The 18,065-nt window shown below is 59.7% G+C and carries 12 protein-coding genes; 5 read left to right on the forward strand and 7 right to left on the reverse strand.

Translation table 11 applies throughout. The features are described 5' to 3' along the window. The first annotated feature begins 101 nt into the window (after positions 1-101). Complete coding sequence (locus tag BVK86_RS02940) at positions 102-797, forward strand: pirin family protein (RefSeq protein WP_075945001.1); 696 nt, start codon at positions 102-104, stop codon at positions 795-797. Between the two features lie 132 nt (positions 798-929). On the opposite strand, the gene pgm is transcribed toward BVK86_RS02940, so the two are convergent. From pgm to BVK86_RS02960, 4 genes are all read right to left on the reverse strand, one after another. Further along, positions 930-2,576, reverse strand: coding sequence for a phosphoglucomutase (alpha-D-glucose-1,6-bisphosphate-dependent) (pgm, locus tag BVK86_RS02945; RefSeq protein ID WP_075945002.1), 1,647 nt, complete (start codon positions 2,574-2,576; stop codon positions 930-932). A gap of 142 nt (positions 2,577-2,718) precedes the next feature. Beyond that, the gene (locus BVK86_RS02950; protein ID WP_075945003.1) at positions 2,719-4,119 is read right to left on the reverse strand and encodes an aminotransferase-like domain-containing protein; all 1,401 of its coding nucleotides are present in this window, start codon (positions 4,117-4,119) and stop codon (positions 2,719-2,721) included. 37 nt (positions 4,120-4,156) lie between these two features. After that, on the reverse strand, positions 4,157-5,635 hold the full coding sequence (locus BVK86_RS02955) for a hypothetical protein (RefSeq protein WP_075945004.1): 1,479 nt from the start codon (positions 5,633-5,635) through the stop codon (positions 4,157-4,159). Between the two features lie 564 nt (positions 5,636-6,199). Further along, positions 6,200-7,222: a zinc-dependent alcohol dehydrogenase family protein gene (locus BVK86_RS02960; RefSeq protein ID WP_075945005.1), complete on the reverse strand. Its 1,023-nt coding sequence runs from the start codon at positions 7,220-7,222 to the stop codon at positions 6,200-6,202. Positions 7,223-7,492: 270 nt separating this feature from the next. On the opposite strand from BVK86_RS02960, the gene BVK86_RS02965 reads away from it, so the two are divergent. From BVK86_RS02965 to BVK86_RS02980, 4 genes are all read left to right on the forward strand, one after another. Further along, on the forward strand, positions 7,493-8,410 hold the full coding sequence (locus BVK86_RS02965; protein WP_075945006.1) for a LysR family transcriptional regulator: 918 nt from the start codon (positions 7,493-7,495) through the stop codon (positions 8,408-8,410). 273 nt (positions 8,411-8,683) lie between these two features. Further along, the gene (mexE, locus tag BVK86_RS02970) at positions 8,684-9,937 is read left to right on the forward strand and encodes a multidrug efflux RND transporter periplasmic adaptor subunit MexE (RefSeq protein ID WP_075945007.1); all 1,254 of its coding nucleotides are present in this window, start codon (positions 8,684-8,686) and stop codon (positions 9,935-9,937) included. Positions 9,938-9,952: 15 nt separating this feature from the next. Continuing rightward, positions 9,953-13,141 carry an efflux RND transporter permease subunit gene (locus BVK86_RS02975; RefSeq protein WP_075945008.1) on the forward strand — a complete coding sequence of 1,063 codons (3,189 nt, stop codon included), beginning with the start codon at positions 9,953-9,955 and terminating at the stop codon, positions 13,139-13,141. Further along, positions 13,141-14,562, forward strand: coding sequence for an efflux transporter outer membrane subunit (locus tag BVK86_RS02980; protein WP_075945009.1), 1,422 nt, complete (start codon positions 13,141-13,143; stop codon positions 14,560-14,562). The genes BVK86_RS02975 and BVK86_RS02980 overlap by 1 nt, the downstream gene beginning before the upstream one ends. Before the next feature lie 121 nt (positions 14,563-14,683). On the opposite strand, the gene BVK86_RS02985 is transcribed toward BVK86_RS02980, so the two are convergent. Genes BVK86_RS02985 through BVK86_RS02995 form a run of 3 tightly spaced genes read right to left on the reverse strand, consistent with a single transcriptional unit; the run spans position 14,684 to position 17,979 of the window. Beyond that, positions 14,684-15,649 carry an HlyD family secretion protein gene (locus BVK86_RS02985; protein WP_075945010.1) on the reverse strand — a complete coding sequence of 322 codons (966 nt, stop codon included), beginning with the start codon at positions 15,647-15,649 and terminating at the stop codon, positions 14,684-14,686. A gap of 4 nt (positions 15,650-15,653) precedes the next feature. Then, the gene (locus BVK86_RS02990; protein ID WP_075945011.1) at positions 15,654-15,854 is read right to left on the reverse strand and encodes a DUF1656 domain-containing protein; all 201 of its coding nucleotides are present in this window, start codon (positions 15,852-15,854) and stop codon (positions 15,654-15,656) included. After that, the gene (locus BVK86_RS02995; RefSeq protein WP_075945012.1) at positions 15,844-17,979 is read right to left on the reverse strand and encodes an FUSC family protein; all 2,136 of its coding nucleotides are present in this window, start codon (positions 17,977-17,979) and stop codon (positions 15,844-15,846) included. The genes BVK86_RS02990 and BVK86_RS02995 overlap by 11 nt, the downstream gene beginning before the upstream one ends. Between the last annotated feature and the right edge of the window lie 86 nt (positions 17,980-18,065).

Consider the following 18,065-nt stretch of genomic DNA (forward strand, 5'->3'; position numbering starts at 1 on the left):
TTTATCGATGATTGCCTGTTGGATGATGCCCGTCATCAACCACCGGCCTCGCTTCATGGCTCGCGCGTCAGGCGCCATGACGAACCTTTCAGGAGACGATCATGCTTGAACTCAGACCTTTCAACTCGCTGGGCGGCGCCCACCACGGCTGGCTGGATGCCCATCACCACTTTTCGTTCGCCGAGTATTACGACCCCAAACGCATGAACTGGGGCAATCTGCGGGTATGGAATGACGACGTGATCGCCCCCGGCACCGGATTCCCCCAGCACCCACACCGGGACATGGAGATCATCACTTACGTGCGTGAAGGCGCGATTACCCATCAGGACAACCTGGGCAACAAGGGTCGCACTGAAGCCGGTGACGTTCAGGTCATGAGCGCGGGCACCGGGATCGCCCACAGCGAATACAACCTGGAAGCGACGCCGACCAAGATTTTCCAGATCTGGATCATTCCCAATGAATCCGGACTGGCACCGTCCTGGGGCGCCAAGCCGTTCCCTGCAGGTCAGCGCGAAGGTTTCGTCACCCTGGCCAGCGGCAAAGCCGGCGATGATCAAAGCCTGCGCATTCGCGCCGATGCGCGATTGGTGGCGGCAAACCTGAAAGCCGGCGAAACCGCGGAATACCAACTGGACAGCGGTCGTCGCGCGTACCTGGTTCCGGCCACTGGCGTCATTGAAGTCAATGGTTTGCGTGCACAAGCTCGAGACGGTGTTGCGGTTGCCGATGAGCAGGTATTGCGGGTGACGGCGATCGAGGACAGCGAGATCGTGCTGGTGGATCTGGCTTGATTCGGTAATTGCCGGAAAAAAAAGGGGCGACCGTTTTAATGGTCGCCCCTTTTTTTGTAGGCCTGCCCTTTCAATTGTGGCGAGGGAGCTTGCTCTCTCGCCACATCGGTCCTCGGCTACTCAGGACTTCGGCTATTGGGTGGAGATGGCGCCATCCACCAAGTTCTGCGCTTCGGCCACCAATTGTTTGAGGTGATCGTCGCTGACAAAGCTTTCCGCATAGATTTTGTAGATGTCTTCGGTGCCCGACGGGCGCGCCGCGAACCAGCCATTCTCAGTCATGACCTTCAAGCCGCCAATCGCCTGGTCGTTACCTGGCGCGTGGCTGAGAATGCTCTGGATTGCCTCGCCTGCCAGTTCGGTCGACGTAACCTGAGCCGGCGACAGCTTGCTCAACAGCGCTTTCTGTTCCGGGTTGGCCTTGGCGTCGACGCGCACCGAAAACGGCTCGCCCAGCTCATCGGTCAACGCACGATAGGCCTGGCTTGGATCGCGGCCGGTGCGAGCGGTCATCTCGGCGGCCAACAATGCCGGGATCAACCCGTCCTTGTCGGTACTCCAGACGCCACCGTCCTTGCGCAGGAACGATGCGCCGGCGCTCTCTTCGCCACCAAAGCCCAACGAACCATCGAACAGGCCATCGGCAAACCACTTGAAGCCGACCGGCACTTCGTACAGGCGACGACCCAGGCGCTTGGCCACACGATCGATCAGGCCGCTGCTGACCACGGTTTTGCCGACGGCGGCATCGGCGCGCCACTGCGGACGGTTCTGGAACAGGTAATCAATGGACACCGCGAGGTAGTTGTTCGGCGCCAGCAAGCCACCGGACGGCGTAACGATGCCGTGACGATCGTGATCAGGGTCGCAGGCGAATGCCACGTCGTAGCGTTCCTTGAGGCCGATAAGGCCCTGCATGGCGTGGGTCGACGACGGGTCCATACGAATCTGGCCATCCCAGTCGACGGTCATGAAGCGGAAAGTCGGATCGACCTCCTTGTTCACTACGTCCAGGTCCAGGCGGTAATGTTCGGCAATCGCCGACCAGTAGCGCACCCCTGCTCCGCCCAGCGGATCAACGCCCAGACGCAGCTTGGCATCGCGAATCGCGTCAAAGTCGATGACGTTGATCAGGTCGGCAACGTAGGTGTTCAAATAATCGTGACGATGGGTGGTGCTGGCCTTCAGCGCTTGTTCATAGCTGATGCGTTTGACGCCGGCGAGCTTGTTGCCCAGCAGTTCGTTGGCCTTGGCTTCGATCCACTTGGTTATGTGGGTATCGGCCGGACCGCCGTTGGTTGGGTTGTATTTGTAGCCACCGCTTTGCGGAGGGTTGTGGGACGGCGTGATGACGATGCCGTCGGCCAGGCCCGCGGTGCGCCCGCGGTTGTAGCAGAGAATCGCATGGGAAATTGCCGGCGTCGGTGTGTACTCGTCGCCCTCGGCAATCATTACGGTCACGCCATTGGCGGCCAGCACTTCCAGGGCGCTGGCGCCGGCTGGAGTGGACAGCGCATGGGTGTCGATGCCGACGAACAGCGGGCCATCGATGCCCTGGGCTTCGCGGTACAGGCAGATGGCCTGGCTGATGGCCAGAACGTGCCATTCGTTGAAACTCAGGTCGAAGGAGCTGCCTCGGTGCCCTGACGTACCGAACGCCACGCGCTGGGTCGAAATGGCGGCATCTGGCTGGCCGGTGTAATACGCCGTAACCAGTCGCGGGATGTCGACCAACAATTCTGCCGGTGCCGGTTTGCCCGCATATTGACTGAGTGTCATGCAAAACCTCTGGAATAGAAGGGTTCAGGAGTTGGAACGCAGTTTACTGGCAGTTTGACCGCCGCGCGACGTTATCGATCCCGTCCCAGGCGCAAGCACAATGTTATAAAAGTCGAGCATTGCGCCTGAGAGGGAGTTGCACTCAATCGACCGCCTCCAAACGCAGCGCATCCGCCAGCAGACCGAGGGCGTTCGCCAGGTCCTGCTCAGCGCCGACGCTATGACTCAAACGCAGGTGTTGTGCATGCAAACCTTGCAGACTGAACAATTCACCCGGCGCGATGACCACTTGCTGCTTGAGCAGCCGCTGGAACACGCGGCGTACGCTGACCCGTCGCAACGGGCGCACCCAGATGGTTGTCCCTCCTTGTGGCTCGACGAAATGCAAGGCATCGGCCAGTCGCTCCTGCAGCAGCTGAATCATCTGCACCTTGCCGTCCTTGAGTCGACGCCGCAGCAATTGCAGGTGCTGGTCGATGCGTCCGTTGCTGTACAAGCGGGCAATGGCTTTCTGGCGGATGGCAGACAAGCGAAACGCCCGCAGCAGAAAATGGCGCTGCAACTCCATGCCCATGTGGCGTGAAAGCAGATAACCAAAGGGCGCCTCCGGTCCCATGATTTTTTCGAACGTGGAAAACACGATCAGACGTTCCGGAGCCAGCAGCTCCCGGAATCTCGGCCCGACGGGTTCGAATTCAAGCTCTCCGTAGCAGTCGTTCTCCAGGACCCAGCAGTCATGCGCCTTCAACAACTGCGCGATGGCCTCACGGCTATCATCCGGCGCCTGGCTGCCCCTGGGCATATTCAGGCCGGATGAAACCATCACCAGGCGTACGGGCTCAGTGTCCAGCAGATCCTTGAGAAGATCATGGTCCAGGCCGCCATCGGCCATGACTGGCCACTCGATGACACGAACGCTTGCCGCTTCCAACAGGCGCAGGATTCCCCAGTCGCACGGCGATTCAACCACGACCGTCTCTTCCTTGAGGCCCAGCACCGCGATCAGAATTTCCAGTACACCCCGCAAGTCTGCCCCGATGTAGATGTCGTCAGCGTGCCAGCAACGCACCGGTGACGTGGTGTAGCGCGCGGCCAATGCCATACGCAGCTCGAGCTCGCCGCAGGGTTGCGAGTGCGCGTGCGGCTGCCGTGGATACTGGCGCAGCAATTCTCTCTCCAGCAGTAACAGCGGGCTGTCGATGGGCTGCAACATCGCGGGATCGTCTGAGCTCAGCACCAGCATGCCTGGGCGGCGCGCGTTGACGTAGAGGCTTTCGAGCAAGTCATTGCCGCTGTGTAGCGTGTTCGCAGCAGACATCGGCTGCGCGAAGTAGCCGGATTTGGCCATTGAGTACACCCGCCCTTCTTTCTCCAGCAGTGCGTAGGCGTACTGAATGGTCGAGATCGATACATTCAGCCGCTGCGCCAGTTGCCGCAACGAAGGCAGACGTACACGCGCATCGCTGGCTGTCTCGCCAATGAGATGGGTCAGGTAACGATATACAGCCTGGTAAGCGAAGTCGGTTTCACGCGGCCTTTTCATGGGCGAGGGCCGCATGTGTGGTGACAAAGGTTCACTTTCAACCACCGGCTGACGTCTCACCCGGCACGGACGAGTGATCTTTGGCTGGATCAGGAGCGGCATCGCCGATTGCCGGTCGGGCCACCCTGCCCTCATCCACAGCCAACGATTTCATGCGATACAGCGCGCGGACCAGATTGACCGGCAGACCACTGACATCGGTCAGCCACTGCATGACCTGATCGGCAACCTGATGTCCCTGCATGGCCCGATGCAAATCAGGCAATCCCACCATCATCCCCGGGTGGCAGTGGCGCAGGAATCGCTCGAGGTTTGTGCCGCTGTCGACAAAAGGCGCAAACAGCAGGCACACCAACTGGGCTTCGCTCAAACCCATGTTGCGTTGCAGTTCAATGACAGTCCGTGCCCGCTGCCCGGTAAATGCCACTGGGCTGCCAAATGTTTCCACCGCCTGATCGCACAAGCGCTCCGGCAATTGTTTACGGCGCATCATCACCAAGGCCCGTTGCAGGTATTCGCCAACACCCTCTTCATAGGTGCGCCCTTGCACGAAACTGGCGTGCAGCCCTCGCACGTGTGCGCTGACCGGGAGACTGCTGTAGTCATTGTCGCAGAGGTGGGCTGCCAGTTCGTCCGCCCGGAAGCCGAGAAACTCAGTCAGTAACGGCCATCGTTCCTCCAGATTGCTGACCAGCAGGTCGTGCATATCAATAAGCGTTGCGCGGCGGCAGGTTTCAAAGTCTTGCGCCGGGCGCCAGGGCTGGCAGCCCGGCTCCGAATAAAAGCGACGATAGCCATGTGCACCGAGGTCGTCGAGCAGGGGAAACAATCCTTCATAGCCGGGAGCGTAATGCCTCGACACGTCATGACCGGCCTTCGCCGCAGCCCGTTTCAGGCCCTCGACAAATCGTTTCTGTTGGCGCGGTGCGTCGTGACAGATCAAGGCGTCGACGCCATGTTTCCAGCGAGTGATCTGTCCCCAGAACTCGCCGGTGGCCAGGTAGCCGTTGTCCCACAGGTCAAGCGGTCCATCCAGGGCCCGCACATGGCCAACCATCAGCAGGTGGGTACGTTCGACCTCGCGGCCCTCGATGGTCATCGGCGCCAAGGGGTCAAACGGCAGGACCTCGCGGTTATCGACCATTAACACTTCAACCCGGGGATCGTCGTAGACGAACAAGGCGCTGTAGGTGCGATGAATGTTGTCCAGGGCCACGGGGCTGGTGCTGCTCAGGCGCAAGGTCGCCACGCGCAGGTGAAACGTTGCCGGCGACCGACTGGCGATGGTCAATTGTGCGGCACGCAGCAACGCCAGGGAGAAACAACTGTCGCGCGAGCCGGTCTGAATCGCCAATACCTTGAAGTCACCGATTTGCTCCATGCCGCCAGCGGCCACTCCCAAGCGTTGAATCAACAACTGCAGCGCCGTGCGTTCAGCCCGGGAAAAGAAACTCAACAGCCGTTGCAGCACTTGTTGGTAGACATTGCTCATGGCTTGTTCATGGATATTGGTCATCTTTATGTACCTGATACTCGTAGTTCAATATCGCGCACATAGCTGAACGCGCAGCGCAGGAGATTGACCTGAACATGATTTGAATACTGGTTATATGGAGAAATGCTAGCACTTAAATGTTCATATCAACACTTGGGTGCGTGGGTGACCATGCTGACGCCGCCCACTGTCGGATAGCCTTGCAGCCCGCATTGACTGGGGCTTACTGCATGGCCTTCGCTGTCCTAGGAAATGTCCGACAGCGTCCCACAGACGTTTAACACAAGAAATAAGGAAAGAAGTAGCTAACAACTGTCCGGCAAGTGCACAAACGCCTATTAATCGATGGATATTTATCAGCAACGAACATTGAAAAGCATCAGCCTGATAGCGGCCCATAGCTCATTCCTTGAGATGAAAGTAATCATTCAATTATCAGGGCTTAGATGCTGATTAGAAGCTACAGATTGAGAGCAAAAACCAGTTCAGTTGCTGAACGGCTCCACTGAGCGATCAATGGAAGGTCTCATGTAGGAAAGTACTGAAAGCAAAAGAGTCCGTGAAGCCACGGACTCTTTAAGAACGTCAGACTGGCTCGACCTGAAGCGCAACCCTTTCGCGGCATGGGCATTCGTCCATGTAGCGATGAGCTTCGACAAACTCGGCAAACGGAAACACCCGAGTCTTGAGCGGCAGCAGTACACGATCGGCGGTCAGCTGGTTGATGTCACGCAAGGCACGTTGCACTGCGACCTGGTCCTGGATAATGCCCAGTTCCGGCTTGCCGGTGAAGTTACCGATACAGTGCACGAAGAACTGAATGTTCTTCTGGAACGCCGCACAGGCCGGGAATGGCGTCTGGTTACCGCCTTGCAGGCCGTACAGAACGAGGCTGCCGCGCGGTGCAAGGACGTCGCCCAACAGCGACATCTGAGGACCGCCCAGACCATCGAACACGACATCCACGCCGCGATTGTCGGTGATTTTGTTGATCCGCATCAGCAGATCTTCTTCCTCGGTGACAATCACTTTCTCGGCACCCAGCGATAACAGGTACTCACGTTCATCCGCCGACTTGGTCGCGGCAATCACCCGTACACCCAAGGCTTTACCCAGTTGCACGAACGAAGGGCCGGCGCAGTGGCTGGCGTCAGTGACTAGGGCGAATTGCCCGGGTTTGACCCGTGCGAGATCGACATAGCCGAAATAGGCAATCAACAACGGCGTGTAATGCACGCTGGCTTCAATCGGGCTGAGCACGTCCGGGTAGCGGGTCAGCGACGAACGTGGCAGCACAATCAACTCGCCATACACTGGATAATCGTTCGGACTTTGAGCCGGGAAGCTGGCGACCTTGTCACCAACAGCCAAGTCTTCGACACCGTCACCAACAGCGGTGACGATACCCGCCATTTCCTGGCCAAGGCCGGATGGCAGCTGAGCGCGGGACGACGCCAGGTTTTGACGCCAGAGCGTGTCATACCAGCTGATACCAATCGCTTCGACGCGCACTTGCACTTCACCCGGTGCAGGCAGAGCGGCCGCATGCTCTTCGCATTTGAGCACCTCGGCCGGACCAAACTTGTGAAAACGGATCGTGCGGGACATCGCAAACCTCGCCAATTGAACCTCTAATGCCATGAACTCTAGCTGGGCTTTCAACCCAACACTATCTGTGGCTATTAATAGTCGACATGCCTGTCATTGATTCCGCATAAGCGGCAACATCGTCAGATGTCGTAAGAAACCGCAGCAGCTTATGTAGGAAATCTGAAATTACTCGGTGCAGAGTACCAGCCTTTCCCCGTAATATTCCTGCTGGCCATTGTTCTCATATGGCCGCTCACGTCAAGTTTACTGACTCTGCCAGGACTCCAGATGAATCGTAATGACCTGCGTCGTGTCGACCTCAACCTGTTGATCGTATTCGAAACCCTGATGCACGAGCGCAGCGTAACCCGCGCTGCAGAGAAGCTTTTTCTCGGCCAGCCGGCCATCAGTGCGGCGCTCTCGCGCTTGCGCGGCCTGTTCGATGATCCGTTGTTTGTGCGTACCGGCCGCAGCATGGAACCGTCTGCCCGGGCCGTGGAGATCTTCGCCCTGCTCTCTCCGGCGCTGGACTCGATTTCCACCGCCGTGAGCCGTGCCGCCGAGTTCGATCCCGCCACCAGCACCGCGGTGTTCCGTATCGGTCTGTCAGACGACGTCGAGTTCGCCCTGCTGCCGATGTTGCTCAAGCGCCTGCGCGCCGAATCCCCGGGGATCGTACTGGTGGTGCGGCGCGTCAATTACATCCTGATGCCGGGGTTGCTGGCGTCCGGCGAAATCTCCATCGGCGTCAGCTACACCACCGACCTGCCGGCGAACGCCAAGCGCAAAGTCCTGCGCCGCAGTTCGCCCAAGCTGCTGCGCGCCGATACCGTACCGGGGCCGTTGAGCCTGGATGACTTCTGTGCGCGGCCCCATGCACTGGTGTCGTTCGCCGGTGACCTCAGCGGCTTCATTGATGAAGAGCTGGAAAAACTCGGGCGTAAACGCCACGTGGTTCTCGCCGTACCGCAGTTCAACGGGCTGAGTACGTTGTTGAGCGGTACCGACATTGTTGCCACCGTTCCCGACTACACAGCCGAAGCCCTCACGGCAGCTGGCGGTGTGAGAGCGGAAGAACCGCCGTTGCCGGTGCGCAGTTTTGAATTGCACATGGCGTGGCGCGGGTCGCAGGATAACGACCCGGGCGAGCGATGGTTGCGGTCGCGAATTCAGATGTTCTTTGGCGATCCGGATAGTTTGGCCTGATCCGGATCTTGCGGTGAGGCTGATGACCCGATCGCTAGCAGGTCAGCCTGCCAGCGATGACCACACCTCGGTGTCAAGTCTCATTCGTGCGTTTTCGGCAACACACAATTTACATCAGGCCAATTGATGGTCCGCTAACCAGAGGCGCAAGCTAGAGGGCTGAATCAGGTCTTATATCATTCCGGATGATAGTTACCTTCGCCTCATTCGATTCGTGCGATACCACCCTGCCGAGCATCATTCGCCAATCTCAACACATTGGCGGATGCATCCATGGAACAGTCATTCAAACATTTGCGCTTCCCGCTGGCTTTATTGGCCATGGTGGTGATCAGCGCTTGCGGCAAGGCGCCCGAAACCGCCGCCACGATGCCAGCAGCGAAAGTCAGCGTCGCCAAGGTGCTGGTGCAACCGGTCAACGAGTGGGACGAGTTCACCGGGCGCCTTGAAGCGCCGGAAACCGTAGAGATTCGTCCACGGGTCTCCGGCCAGATCGATGACGTGGCTTTCACTGAAGGTGCATTGGTCAAGAAAGGCGACTTGCTCTTCCAGATCGACCCGCGTCCGTTCCAGGCCGAGGTCCGCCGCCTCGAAGCGCTGGTGGCCCAGGCTCGCGCCAACGCCACCCGCAGTGAAAACGAAGCCCAGCGCGGCGAGCGCCTGCGCGCCAGCAACGCGATTTCCGCCGAACTGGCCGATTCGCGCACCAGCGCATCGCAAGAAGCCCGTGCCGCTGTCGGTGCTCTGCAAGCGCAACTGGACCTCGCCAAGCTGAACCTGAGCTTCACCCGCGTCACCTCACCCATCAGCGGCCGCGTCAGCCGTGCCGAAATCACCGCCGGCAACCTGGTGACCGCCGACACCACCCCGCTGACCAGTGTGGTGTCCACCGACAAGGTCTACGCCTACTTCGATGCTGACGAGCGTGTGTTCCTCAAGTACACCCAGCTCGCCCGCCAGGGCAAACGCGGCGCCACCACACCGGTTTACATGGGCCTGTCCAATGAAGACGGCAACCCGCACCAGGGTGTGATGAACTTCGTCGACAACCAGGTCAACCCGAAAACCGGCACCATCCGTGGTCGCGCCGTGTTCGATAACAGCGACGGCAGCTACACCCCTGGCCTCTATGCACGCCTGAAGCTGGTGGGCAGCGGCACCTACAACGCCATGCTGATCAATGACGAAGCCGTCGGTACCGACCTGGGCAAGAAGTTCGTACTGGTCATGGACGCCGACAACAAAACCGCTTACCGCGCGGTCGAGCTGGGTCCGAAAATCGAAGGTTTGCGCATTGTGCGCAATGGCCTGAACAAGGACGACACCGTCATCGTCAAGGGTCTGCAACGAGTGCGCCCAGGCTCGCCCGTCACGCCTGAAGTCATCCCGATGGCCAGCGAACAAACCCTCGCGGCCCTTGCACAACAACGACAAGCGCTGGAAGCCAGCAACCTGCCCCAAGTCGCGCCTGCCAAGGCCGCGCCGGGTACGGCTGTGAAACTGGCTGCAGCGACCCCACGCGGTTAAGGGATAACGACTCCGATGAATTTTTCCCAATTCTTCATTTCACGGCCGATCTTCGCAGCGGTGCTATCGCTGTTGATCCTGATCGCCGGTGCGATCTCGCTGTTCCAGTTACCGATCAGCGAATACCCGGAAGTCGTGCCGCCGACTGTTGTGGTCCGCGCCAACTTCCCGGGTGCCAACCCTAAAGTCATCGGTGAAACCGTAGCCGCTCCGCTGGAGCAAGCGATCACCGGCGTCGAGAACATGCTTTATATGTCCTCGCAGTCGACCGCTGACGGCAAGATCACCCTGACCATCACCTTCGCGCTGGGCACTGACCTGGACAACGCTCAGGTGCAGGTGCAGAACCGCGTGACCCGGACCGAGCCAAAACTTCCCGAGGAAGTGACGCGCATTGGTATCACCGTGGACAAGGCGTCGCCCGATCTGACGATGGTGGTGCACTTGACCTCGCCGGACAAACGCTACGACATGCTTTACCTGTCCAACTACGCCCTGCTCAACATCAAGGATGAGCTGGCGCGTCTGGGCGGTGTCGGTGACGTGCAATTGTTCGGCATGGGCGATTACTCGCTGCGGGTGTGGCTCGACCCGAACAAGACCGCTTCACGTAACCTGACGGCGACGGATGTGGTGTCCGCGATTCGTGAACAGAACCGTCAGGTAGCGGCCGGTGCCCTGGGCGCTCCGCCTGCACCGAATGCCCAAAGCTTCCAGCTGTCGGTCAACACTCAAGGTCGCCTGGTTTCCGAGGAGGAGTTCGAGAACATTATCATTCGCTCAGGCGACGATGGTGAAATCACTCGCCTGAAAGATATCGCCCGTGTCGAGTTGGGCTCCAGCCAATATGCGCTGCGTTCGCTGCTGAACAATCAGCCGGCGGTGGCGATCCCGATCTTCCAGCGTCCGGGCTCCAATGCCATCGACATCTCGAACCAGGTTCGGGGCAAGATGGATGAACTGAAGAAAAACTTCCCTCAAGGCATGGACTACAGCATCGTCTATGACCCGACGATCTTCGTGCGCGGCTCCATCGAGGCGGTGGTTCACACCCTCTTCGAAGCGCTGATCCTCGTGGTACTGGTGGTGATCCTGTTTCTGCAAACCTGGCGCGCCTCGATCATTCCGTTGGTGGCGGTGCCGGTATCGTTGATCGGTACGTTTGCGGTGATGCATTTGTTCGGCTTCTCGTTGAACGCCCTGTCGCTGTTCGGCCTGGTATTGGCGATCGGTATCGTGGTGGACGATGCGATCGTGGTGGTGGAGAACGTCGAGCGCAACATCGAGCTCGGACTGACGCCGGTCGAAGCGACCAAAAAAGCCATGGGCGAAGTAACCGGCCCGATCATCGCCACGGCGCTGGTGCTCTGTGCGGTCTTCGTCCCGGCAGCGTTCATCTCCGGCCTGACGGGGCAGTTCTACAAACAATTCGCCCTGACCATTGCGATTTCGACGGTGATCTCGGCCTTCAACTCGCTGACCCTGTCGCCGGCCCTGGCCGCGGTATTGCTCAAAGGCCACGACGCGCCGAAAGATCGTTTTTCGAAAATCCTCGACAAGGTTTTCGGCGGCTGGCTGTTCCGTCCGTTCAACCGTTTCTTTGAGAAAGCCAGCCACGGTTATGTCGGCACCGTCGGCCGTGTGATCCGCTCAAGCGGTATCGCCCTGCTGCTGTACGCCGGCCTCATGGTCCTGACCTTCTTCGGTTTCTCGAGCACCCCGACCGGTTTCGTGCCCGGCCAGGACAAGCAGTACCTGGTAGCGTTCGCGCAATTGCCGGACGCCGCTAGCCTGGACCGTACCGAAGACGTGATCAAGCGCATGTCCGACCTGGCCCTGAAACAGCCTGGCGTGGAAAGTGCCGTGGCCTTCCCTGGCCTGTCGATCAACGGTTTCACCAACAGCCCGAACGCCGGCATCGTGTTCGTGACGTTGAAACCGTTTGACGAGCGTAAAGACCCGAGCATGTCCGCCGGGGCGATTGCCGGTGCCTTGAACGGCCAGTACGCCGAGATTCAGGAAGCCTACATGGCGATCTTCCCGCCGCCTCCGGTACAAGGCCTGGGCACCATCGGTGGTTTCCGCCTGCAGATCGAAGACCGGGGCAACCTGGGTTACGAAGAACTGTACAAGGAAACCATGAACGTCATCGCCAAGAGCCATAACGTTCCGGAACTGGCCAACCTGTTCACCAGCTACACCGTGAACGTGCCGCAGGTCGATGCCGCCATCGACCGGGAAAAAGCCAAGACCCACGGCGTGGCGGTCAGCGACATCTTCGACACCCTGCAGATCTACCTGGGTTCGCTGTATGCCAACGACTTCAACCGCTTCGGTCGCACCTATCAGGTCAACGTTCAGGCAGAACAACAGTTCCGTCTCGAATCGGATCAGATCGGCCAGCTGAAAGTGCGCAACAACAAGGGCGAGATGATCCCGTTGGCTACCTTCATCAAGGTCAGCGACACGTCAGGCCCCGACCGCGTATCGCACTACAACGGTTTTGTCACCGCTGAAATCAACGGTGCCGCAGCCCCCGGCTACAGCTCCGGCCAGGCGGAAAAAGCCATCGAGAAACTGCTCAAGGAAGAACTTCCGAACGGCATGACCTACGAATGGACCGACCTGACCTACCAGCAGATCCTGTCTGGCAACACTGCGCTGTTCGTGTTCCCGCTCTGCGTATTGCTGGCGTTCCTGGTGCTCGCCGCTCAATACGAAAGCTGGAGCTTGCCACTGGCGGTGATCCTGATCGTACCGATGACGCTGCTGTCGGCCATTACCGGGGTGATCGTGTCCGGCGGCGACAACAACATCTTTACCCAGATCGGCCTGATCGTACTGGTGGGGCTTGCTTGTAAGAACGCGATTCTGATCGTCGAATTCGCCAAGGATAAACAACAGGAAGGCCTCAGCCCCCTGGCTGCGGTACTGGAGGCTTGCCGTCTGCGTCTGCGGCCGATCCTGATGACCTCCTTCGCGTTCATCATGGGTGTAGTACCACTGGTGTTCTCCAGCGGAGCCGGTGCCGAGATGCGTCACGCGATGGGTGTGGCGGTGTTCTCCGGGATGCTCGGGGTGACGTTCTTCGGTCTGTTGCTGACGCCGGTGTTCTACGTACTGATCCGTAACTTCGTCGAACGCGGTGAAGCCCGCAAGGCCGCCAAAACGCTGAAACTGCAAAATCAGCTGGAGTCGCATTGATGACTTTGAAAGTTTTCCTGCCAAGCCTGCTGGTACTGGCGCTGAGCGCCTGTGCCGTCGGCCCGGACTACAAGACCCCAGCCACTGAACCGGCCAACATCACCACCGCCACCGAGGGTGCGGCGGGTCAGAAGAACTTTGACCGTTCGCGATTCGAAGGCATCTGGTGGCAGCAGTTCGAAGATCCGACGCTTAACCAGTTGGTGACCGAATCGCTCAAGGGCAACCGTGATTTGCGCGTCGCCTTCGCCCGCTGGAAAGCCGCGCGGGCGATCCGTGACGATGTCAGCAATGACGCCATGCCGACCATCACCAGCCGGGCCAGCAGTGATCTGGGCAAAGGGCAGATTCCCGGCGAGACCACCAAACGGGTCAATAGCGAGCGCTATGACCTGGGGCTGGACATGGCCTGGGAGATCGATCTGTTCGGTCGCATCCAGCGCAACCTGGAATCGGCCGACGCCGAGCAACAAGCGATTGAGGCTGACTTGTATCAATTGCAAGTGACCATGATTGCCGAACTGGTGGACGCTTATGGCCAACTGCGCGGCGCTCAGTTGCGAGAAAAAATTGCCCTGGCCAACCTGAACAACCAACAGGAATCGCGAAAGATCACCATCAGTCTGCGTGATGCCGGCGTCGGCGATCAGCTCGATGTGGAGCGCGCGGACGCTCGCCTGGCCTCGGTCGAAGCCAGCGTGCCGCAATTGCAGGCTGAACAGGTACGGCAGAAAAACCGCATCGCTACCTTGCTGGGCGAGCGGCCGGACAAGTTGACCGTGGACCTGAGCCCGAAAGACTTGCCGGCCATTGCCAAGGCGCTGCCGATCGGTGATCCGGGTGAACTGCTGCAACGTCGCCCGGACATTCTCAGCGCCGAGCGCAAACTGGCTTCGGCCACGGCGAGGATCGGCGTGGCCAAGGCGGATCTGTTCCCTCGCGTCAGCCTCAGCGGTTTCCTCGGTTTCACCGCCGGGCGCGGTTCGCAGATCGGTTCCTCGGCGGCCAACGCCTGGGCGCTCGGCCCGAGCATCACTTGGGCCGCGTTTGATCTGGGTAGCGTGCGTGCCCGTTTGCGTGGCGCCGATGCCGATGCCGAAGGCGCACTGGCGAGCTACGAGCAACAAGTTCTATTGGCGCTTGAAGAGTCGGAGAACGCTTTCAGCGACTACGGCAAACGCCAGCAGCGGCTGATCTCGCTGATTCGTCAGAGTGAATCGAGCCGTTCTGCGGCCGATCTCGCCGAGATCCGTTACCGCGAAGGCACCGCCGATTTCCTGGTGCTGCTGGATGCGCAGCGCGAACGTCTCGCGGCAGAAGATACCCAGGCCCAGGCCGAGATCGATCTGTATCGCGGCATCGTCGCGATTTACAAGGCCCTTGGTGGCGGTTGGCAGCCGGAGACGGTGGCCAGCAAGTAACACGGTTTTCTAAAGAGCTCCTTTGGTTGGCCGCAACCAACCAATTTTTTGCCCCGCGAACCTTTCGGTCGCGGGGTTTTTTTCGCCTGCACGAAAGGTTGAACTCACCGCTCCCGCACGATTAGCGGTGCTCTTCAGCATCGTGGTTTTCCTCCACCGTCACGGTCGCCGTCGTACCGGCGCGCAATTTGTCTTTGCCGGGATATTCATCGTCAATCCTGATTCGCACCGGCACCCGCTGCGCCAGTTTGACCCAGGTGTAGCTGGGGTTGATGTTGGCCAGCAATCGCCCGCCGGGCAGGTTTTCCCGGTCGGCGATGGCGGAGGCGATGCTTTGCACGGTGCCGCCAAATCGCTCGCCACTCATTAACTCGATGTCGACCCGGTCGCCCTCCCCGATTCTCGGCAATTTGGTTTCTTCAAAGTAGCCGCTGACATAAAACGAATCGCTGTCCACCAACGCCACCAACGGACCACCGGCAGTCGCGTAGTCGCCCTGTCGGGTCAACAGATTGGTGACAAAGCCACTGATCGGTGAGAGCACCCGGGTGCGTTCAAGATCATGTTCAGCCTCGGCCAGCGCGGCGATCGCCAGTTGCACGTTGGCCTGGGCAAACCCCAGGTTGGCCTGGTTGCGTAACAAGTCGGCTTCGGCCACCGACACGTCGGTGTTGGATTTCTCCCACTCTTCGCCGGAAATCGCCGAGCGCTCCTTGAGGGTCCGCCGGCGGCGTTCCTCGCTTTGCCGCTGCTTGAGCAATGCCTGGCTGGCGACAATCGTCGCTTGCGATTGCCCCAATGAAGCCTTGGACACTTCCACCGCACGCTTGGCGTGTTCAACCGCCAGGCGGTAGCGTGAAGGATCGATTTCAAGCAATAACTGGCCTTTGTCCACGTGCTGGTTATCTTGCACGTTGAGTTTGACGATGCGTCCGGCGACATCGGCAGACAACGTCACCACATCGGCGCGCACCCGCGCATCCCGGGTCCATGGCGCACGGGTGTAGTGTTCCCAGGCAAACCAGCCGAGCACAAACGCCAGCACCACCACGGCGACCGTCGAGAGTCGGGCAAGAATCGTCTTCAAGGCATCAGGCTCCCATCAACAAAATCAAGGTCGCGCACACGCAGGCGTACAACGCGCCTTCGAACAAGGCTTCATGCCAGACGAACCGGAGCACGCCGAGGCGCCGCAGTATCCAGTCCAGCAGCAAAAAAATGGGCAGGCCCAGCAACAGCGCCTGGGCAATCGGCGGCAGGTAGACACCGCCTATTTCCAGATCAATGGGCAAGTGCTGGCACTCCTTGGGATTGCGCAGGTTCAAAGTGGCCGCGGTGTCGCTCCAGGAACGACACGACGATCAACAACGCCACGCGCATGCGAAACACCGACCACAGGTGTTCATGGACACTTGAATGCAACGCGTCCAGTTCATCGCCCAGGGCACGTAACTTGTCGAGCAGGCTGTCGACTTCTATGCCGGGCCGGGCTGCGACAAACCGACCGGTTTCGCGCACCGTGGCCAGCACCCGACTTTGCGTGTCCGGACTCAACAGGCTGTTGTTCTGCGCTTGCTGCCTGAGTTGATTCAAAGCGATGCCCAGGGCCATGCTGCCGAGACTGACTTCAAACAGATCTCGCGCAGACGTGTCTTCAATGGCTGGCAGCAGACCCAGCATCATGGTGAGGCGATCGACCATGCGGCTTTCGAAGGCGAACTGGTTTTCATCGGTGGCCGGCATTTTCAGCAAAGCGTAAACCTGCTCGCAGTTTTCCTGGTGTAACCGCCGTAGGCGCAGACCGGGCCTGAAGGGGAAAATCAGCGCATAGACACTCAAGGCCAATGCGGCGGCGCACACGTAAGCGCCGGCAAATTCGAACCATTGGATCGCGGTGTTCTGTCCCAACCCGGTGTTTTGCGGTCCCAACAGCAAAAACGTCGTCAGCCCCAGACCAATTCCGGTCCCTGTGGTGGGTGGGCTGGACAACCCCACGGCGACCGCATACAGCAAGGGCACCAGCAGCAACGCCAGCATTTCGAAGCTGCTGATCATCGGCACCAGGGCAAACTGCAGGAGCGCCGACACCACCAGCGCCAGTCCCAACCCCCGGGCGTAACTCTGGACCGCCAGCAATGGCCGGGGAAACGTCGCCATCAACGAACAGAGGATGCCAGTCACGATCATCCCGCCCCGGGCGCCATCCCAGCCGGTTTCGATCCAGATCAGGCCAGCGACCATCAACGCACTGTAGGCGCGGATGGCATTCATTGCCGCCAGCGTGTAATCCAGATGCAAGGGATTCTTCCGACCGCGAAACATGCTGCTGGCACCGCGTCCGCTCTGGATCGCGTCGCTCAATTCCAGAATGGTTTCCATCTGCTGCAGCATTCGCGCCTGTTCCCAGCGCACTGACCAGGACAGCGAGCGCAACGTCGCCTTCAAGGGCTCGGTGAGCTGTTCCGAGCGGTAGGCCAGTGCATCAAAGCGCTTTTGCAGGTCCGCAAACTGTCGCCGTTGCTCTGCCGGAAGCGCACGCCCTTGCCGGGCCAATTCATCGAGAAACGCCAGTTCTTGCGTGAGCAGCTCACGAATCTCCAGAGGGATCTCGCCCTCCCAGCGTTCCAGCAAAAGATCGCGCTGATGGCGCAATGCGGTGAGCCGTGCCGTCAACAGCACCAGTTGGTTGCCCAGCAATTGCACCAGATCATCGGCACTGCGCAAGCGCGGCGCGTCGTAATACAGGTGCCGGCGGACGCCTTCCAATGCGCCAATCTGCCCAAGCAACTGCATTTGTCGACGGTGGAACTCGGCCTCGCTTTCCTCGGTACGAATCACGGCGCTGGCGTGGGTAGCCAGCAGCTTGATCACCTGATCGATCCGGGCGAAGTAATCCTTGGCCACGGCCTCCGGGCGTGCCGTCAACAGGCTGACGACACAAACGCAGGCCACCGCCAGCAGTGTTTCGGTGACCCGGGTCACGGCCAGCAAAAACGTGCCGTCCGGTTCCGGCACCGCCAGCAGCCCCACCACCACCGCCGTATAACCGCTGAGCACGAACGCCTGGGAACTGGTGTAGCGCAACAAGGTGCCACCTGCGGTACACAACGCCAGCCACAGGGACAGCGTAATGAGGAACGGTACCGGCGCTTGGGGAAAGATCGCCATGATCACCACGGCCACCGCCGCCCCCAGGGTGGTGCCGATGACCTGGCCAAAGCTGCGGGCCAAAACCATGCCCGCCAAGGGCTGACTGATGATGACCACCGCCATGATCGACCACTTGGGTTGCTCGAGGTCAAACACAAAGGCCAGGTACAACGTGAGCAGCCCGGCCGCAATGGTTCTCAAGGCGAACAGCAATACCCCAGGGCCGGGGTGGAGGATGGCTTTGAAGTATTGCAGTAGCGCTTGCATGCAGTGCTCGCTGACTCATCTTCAGCAAGCGTAGTCACTGCATGGATTGATGGAAGGTTTTGTCTGCCACTCCGTCCGCAAGCCGT

Source organism: Pseudomonas reinekei (genome assembly GCF_001945365.1).
In the GTDB taxonomy this organism is placed as follows: domain Bacteria; phylum Pseudomonadota; class Gammaproteobacteria; order Pseudomonadales; family Pseudomonadaceae; genus Aquipseudomonas; species Aquipseudomonas reinekei.

Coding starts and splice junctions, on each gene's coding strand:
- BVK86_RS02940 (WP_075945001.1), top strand. CDS start 102: ATGCTTGAACTCAGACCTTTCAACTCGCTGGGCGGCGCCCACCACGGC.
- pgm (WP_075945002.1), bottom strand. CDS start 2,576: ATGACACTCAGTCAATATGCGGGCAAACCGGCACCGGCAGAATTGTTG.
- BVK86_RS02950 (WP_075945003.1), bottom strand. CDS start 4,119: ATGAAAAGGCCGCGTGAAACCGACTTCGCTTACCAGGCTGTATATCGT.
- BVK86_RS02955 (WP_075945004.1), bottom strand. CDS start 5,635: ATGACCAATATCCATGAACAAGCCATGAGCAATGTCTACCAACAAGTG.
- BVK86_RS02960 (WP_075945005.1), bottom strand. CDS start 7,222: ATGTCCCGCACGATCCGTTTTCACAAGTTTGGTCCGGCCGAGGTGCTC.
- BVK86_RS02965 (WP_075945006.1), top strand. CDS start 7,493: ATGAATCGTAATGACCTGCGTCGTGTCGACCTCAACCTGTTGATCGTA.
- mexE (WP_075945007.1), top strand. CDS start 8,684: ATGGAACAGTCATTCAAACATTTGCGCTTCCCGCTGGCTTTATTGGCC.
- BVK86_RS02975 (WP_075945008.1), top strand. CDS start 9,953: ATGAATTTTTCCCAATTCTTCATTTCACGGCCGATCTTCGCAGCGGTG.
- BVK86_RS02980 (WP_075945009.1), top strand. CDS start 13,141: ATGACTTTGAAAGTTTTCCTGCCAAGCCTGCTGGTACTGGCGCTGAGC.
- BVK86_RS02995 (WP_075945012.1), bottom strand. CDS start 17,979: ATGCAAGCGCTACTGCAATACTTCAAAGCCATCCTCCACCCCGGCCCT.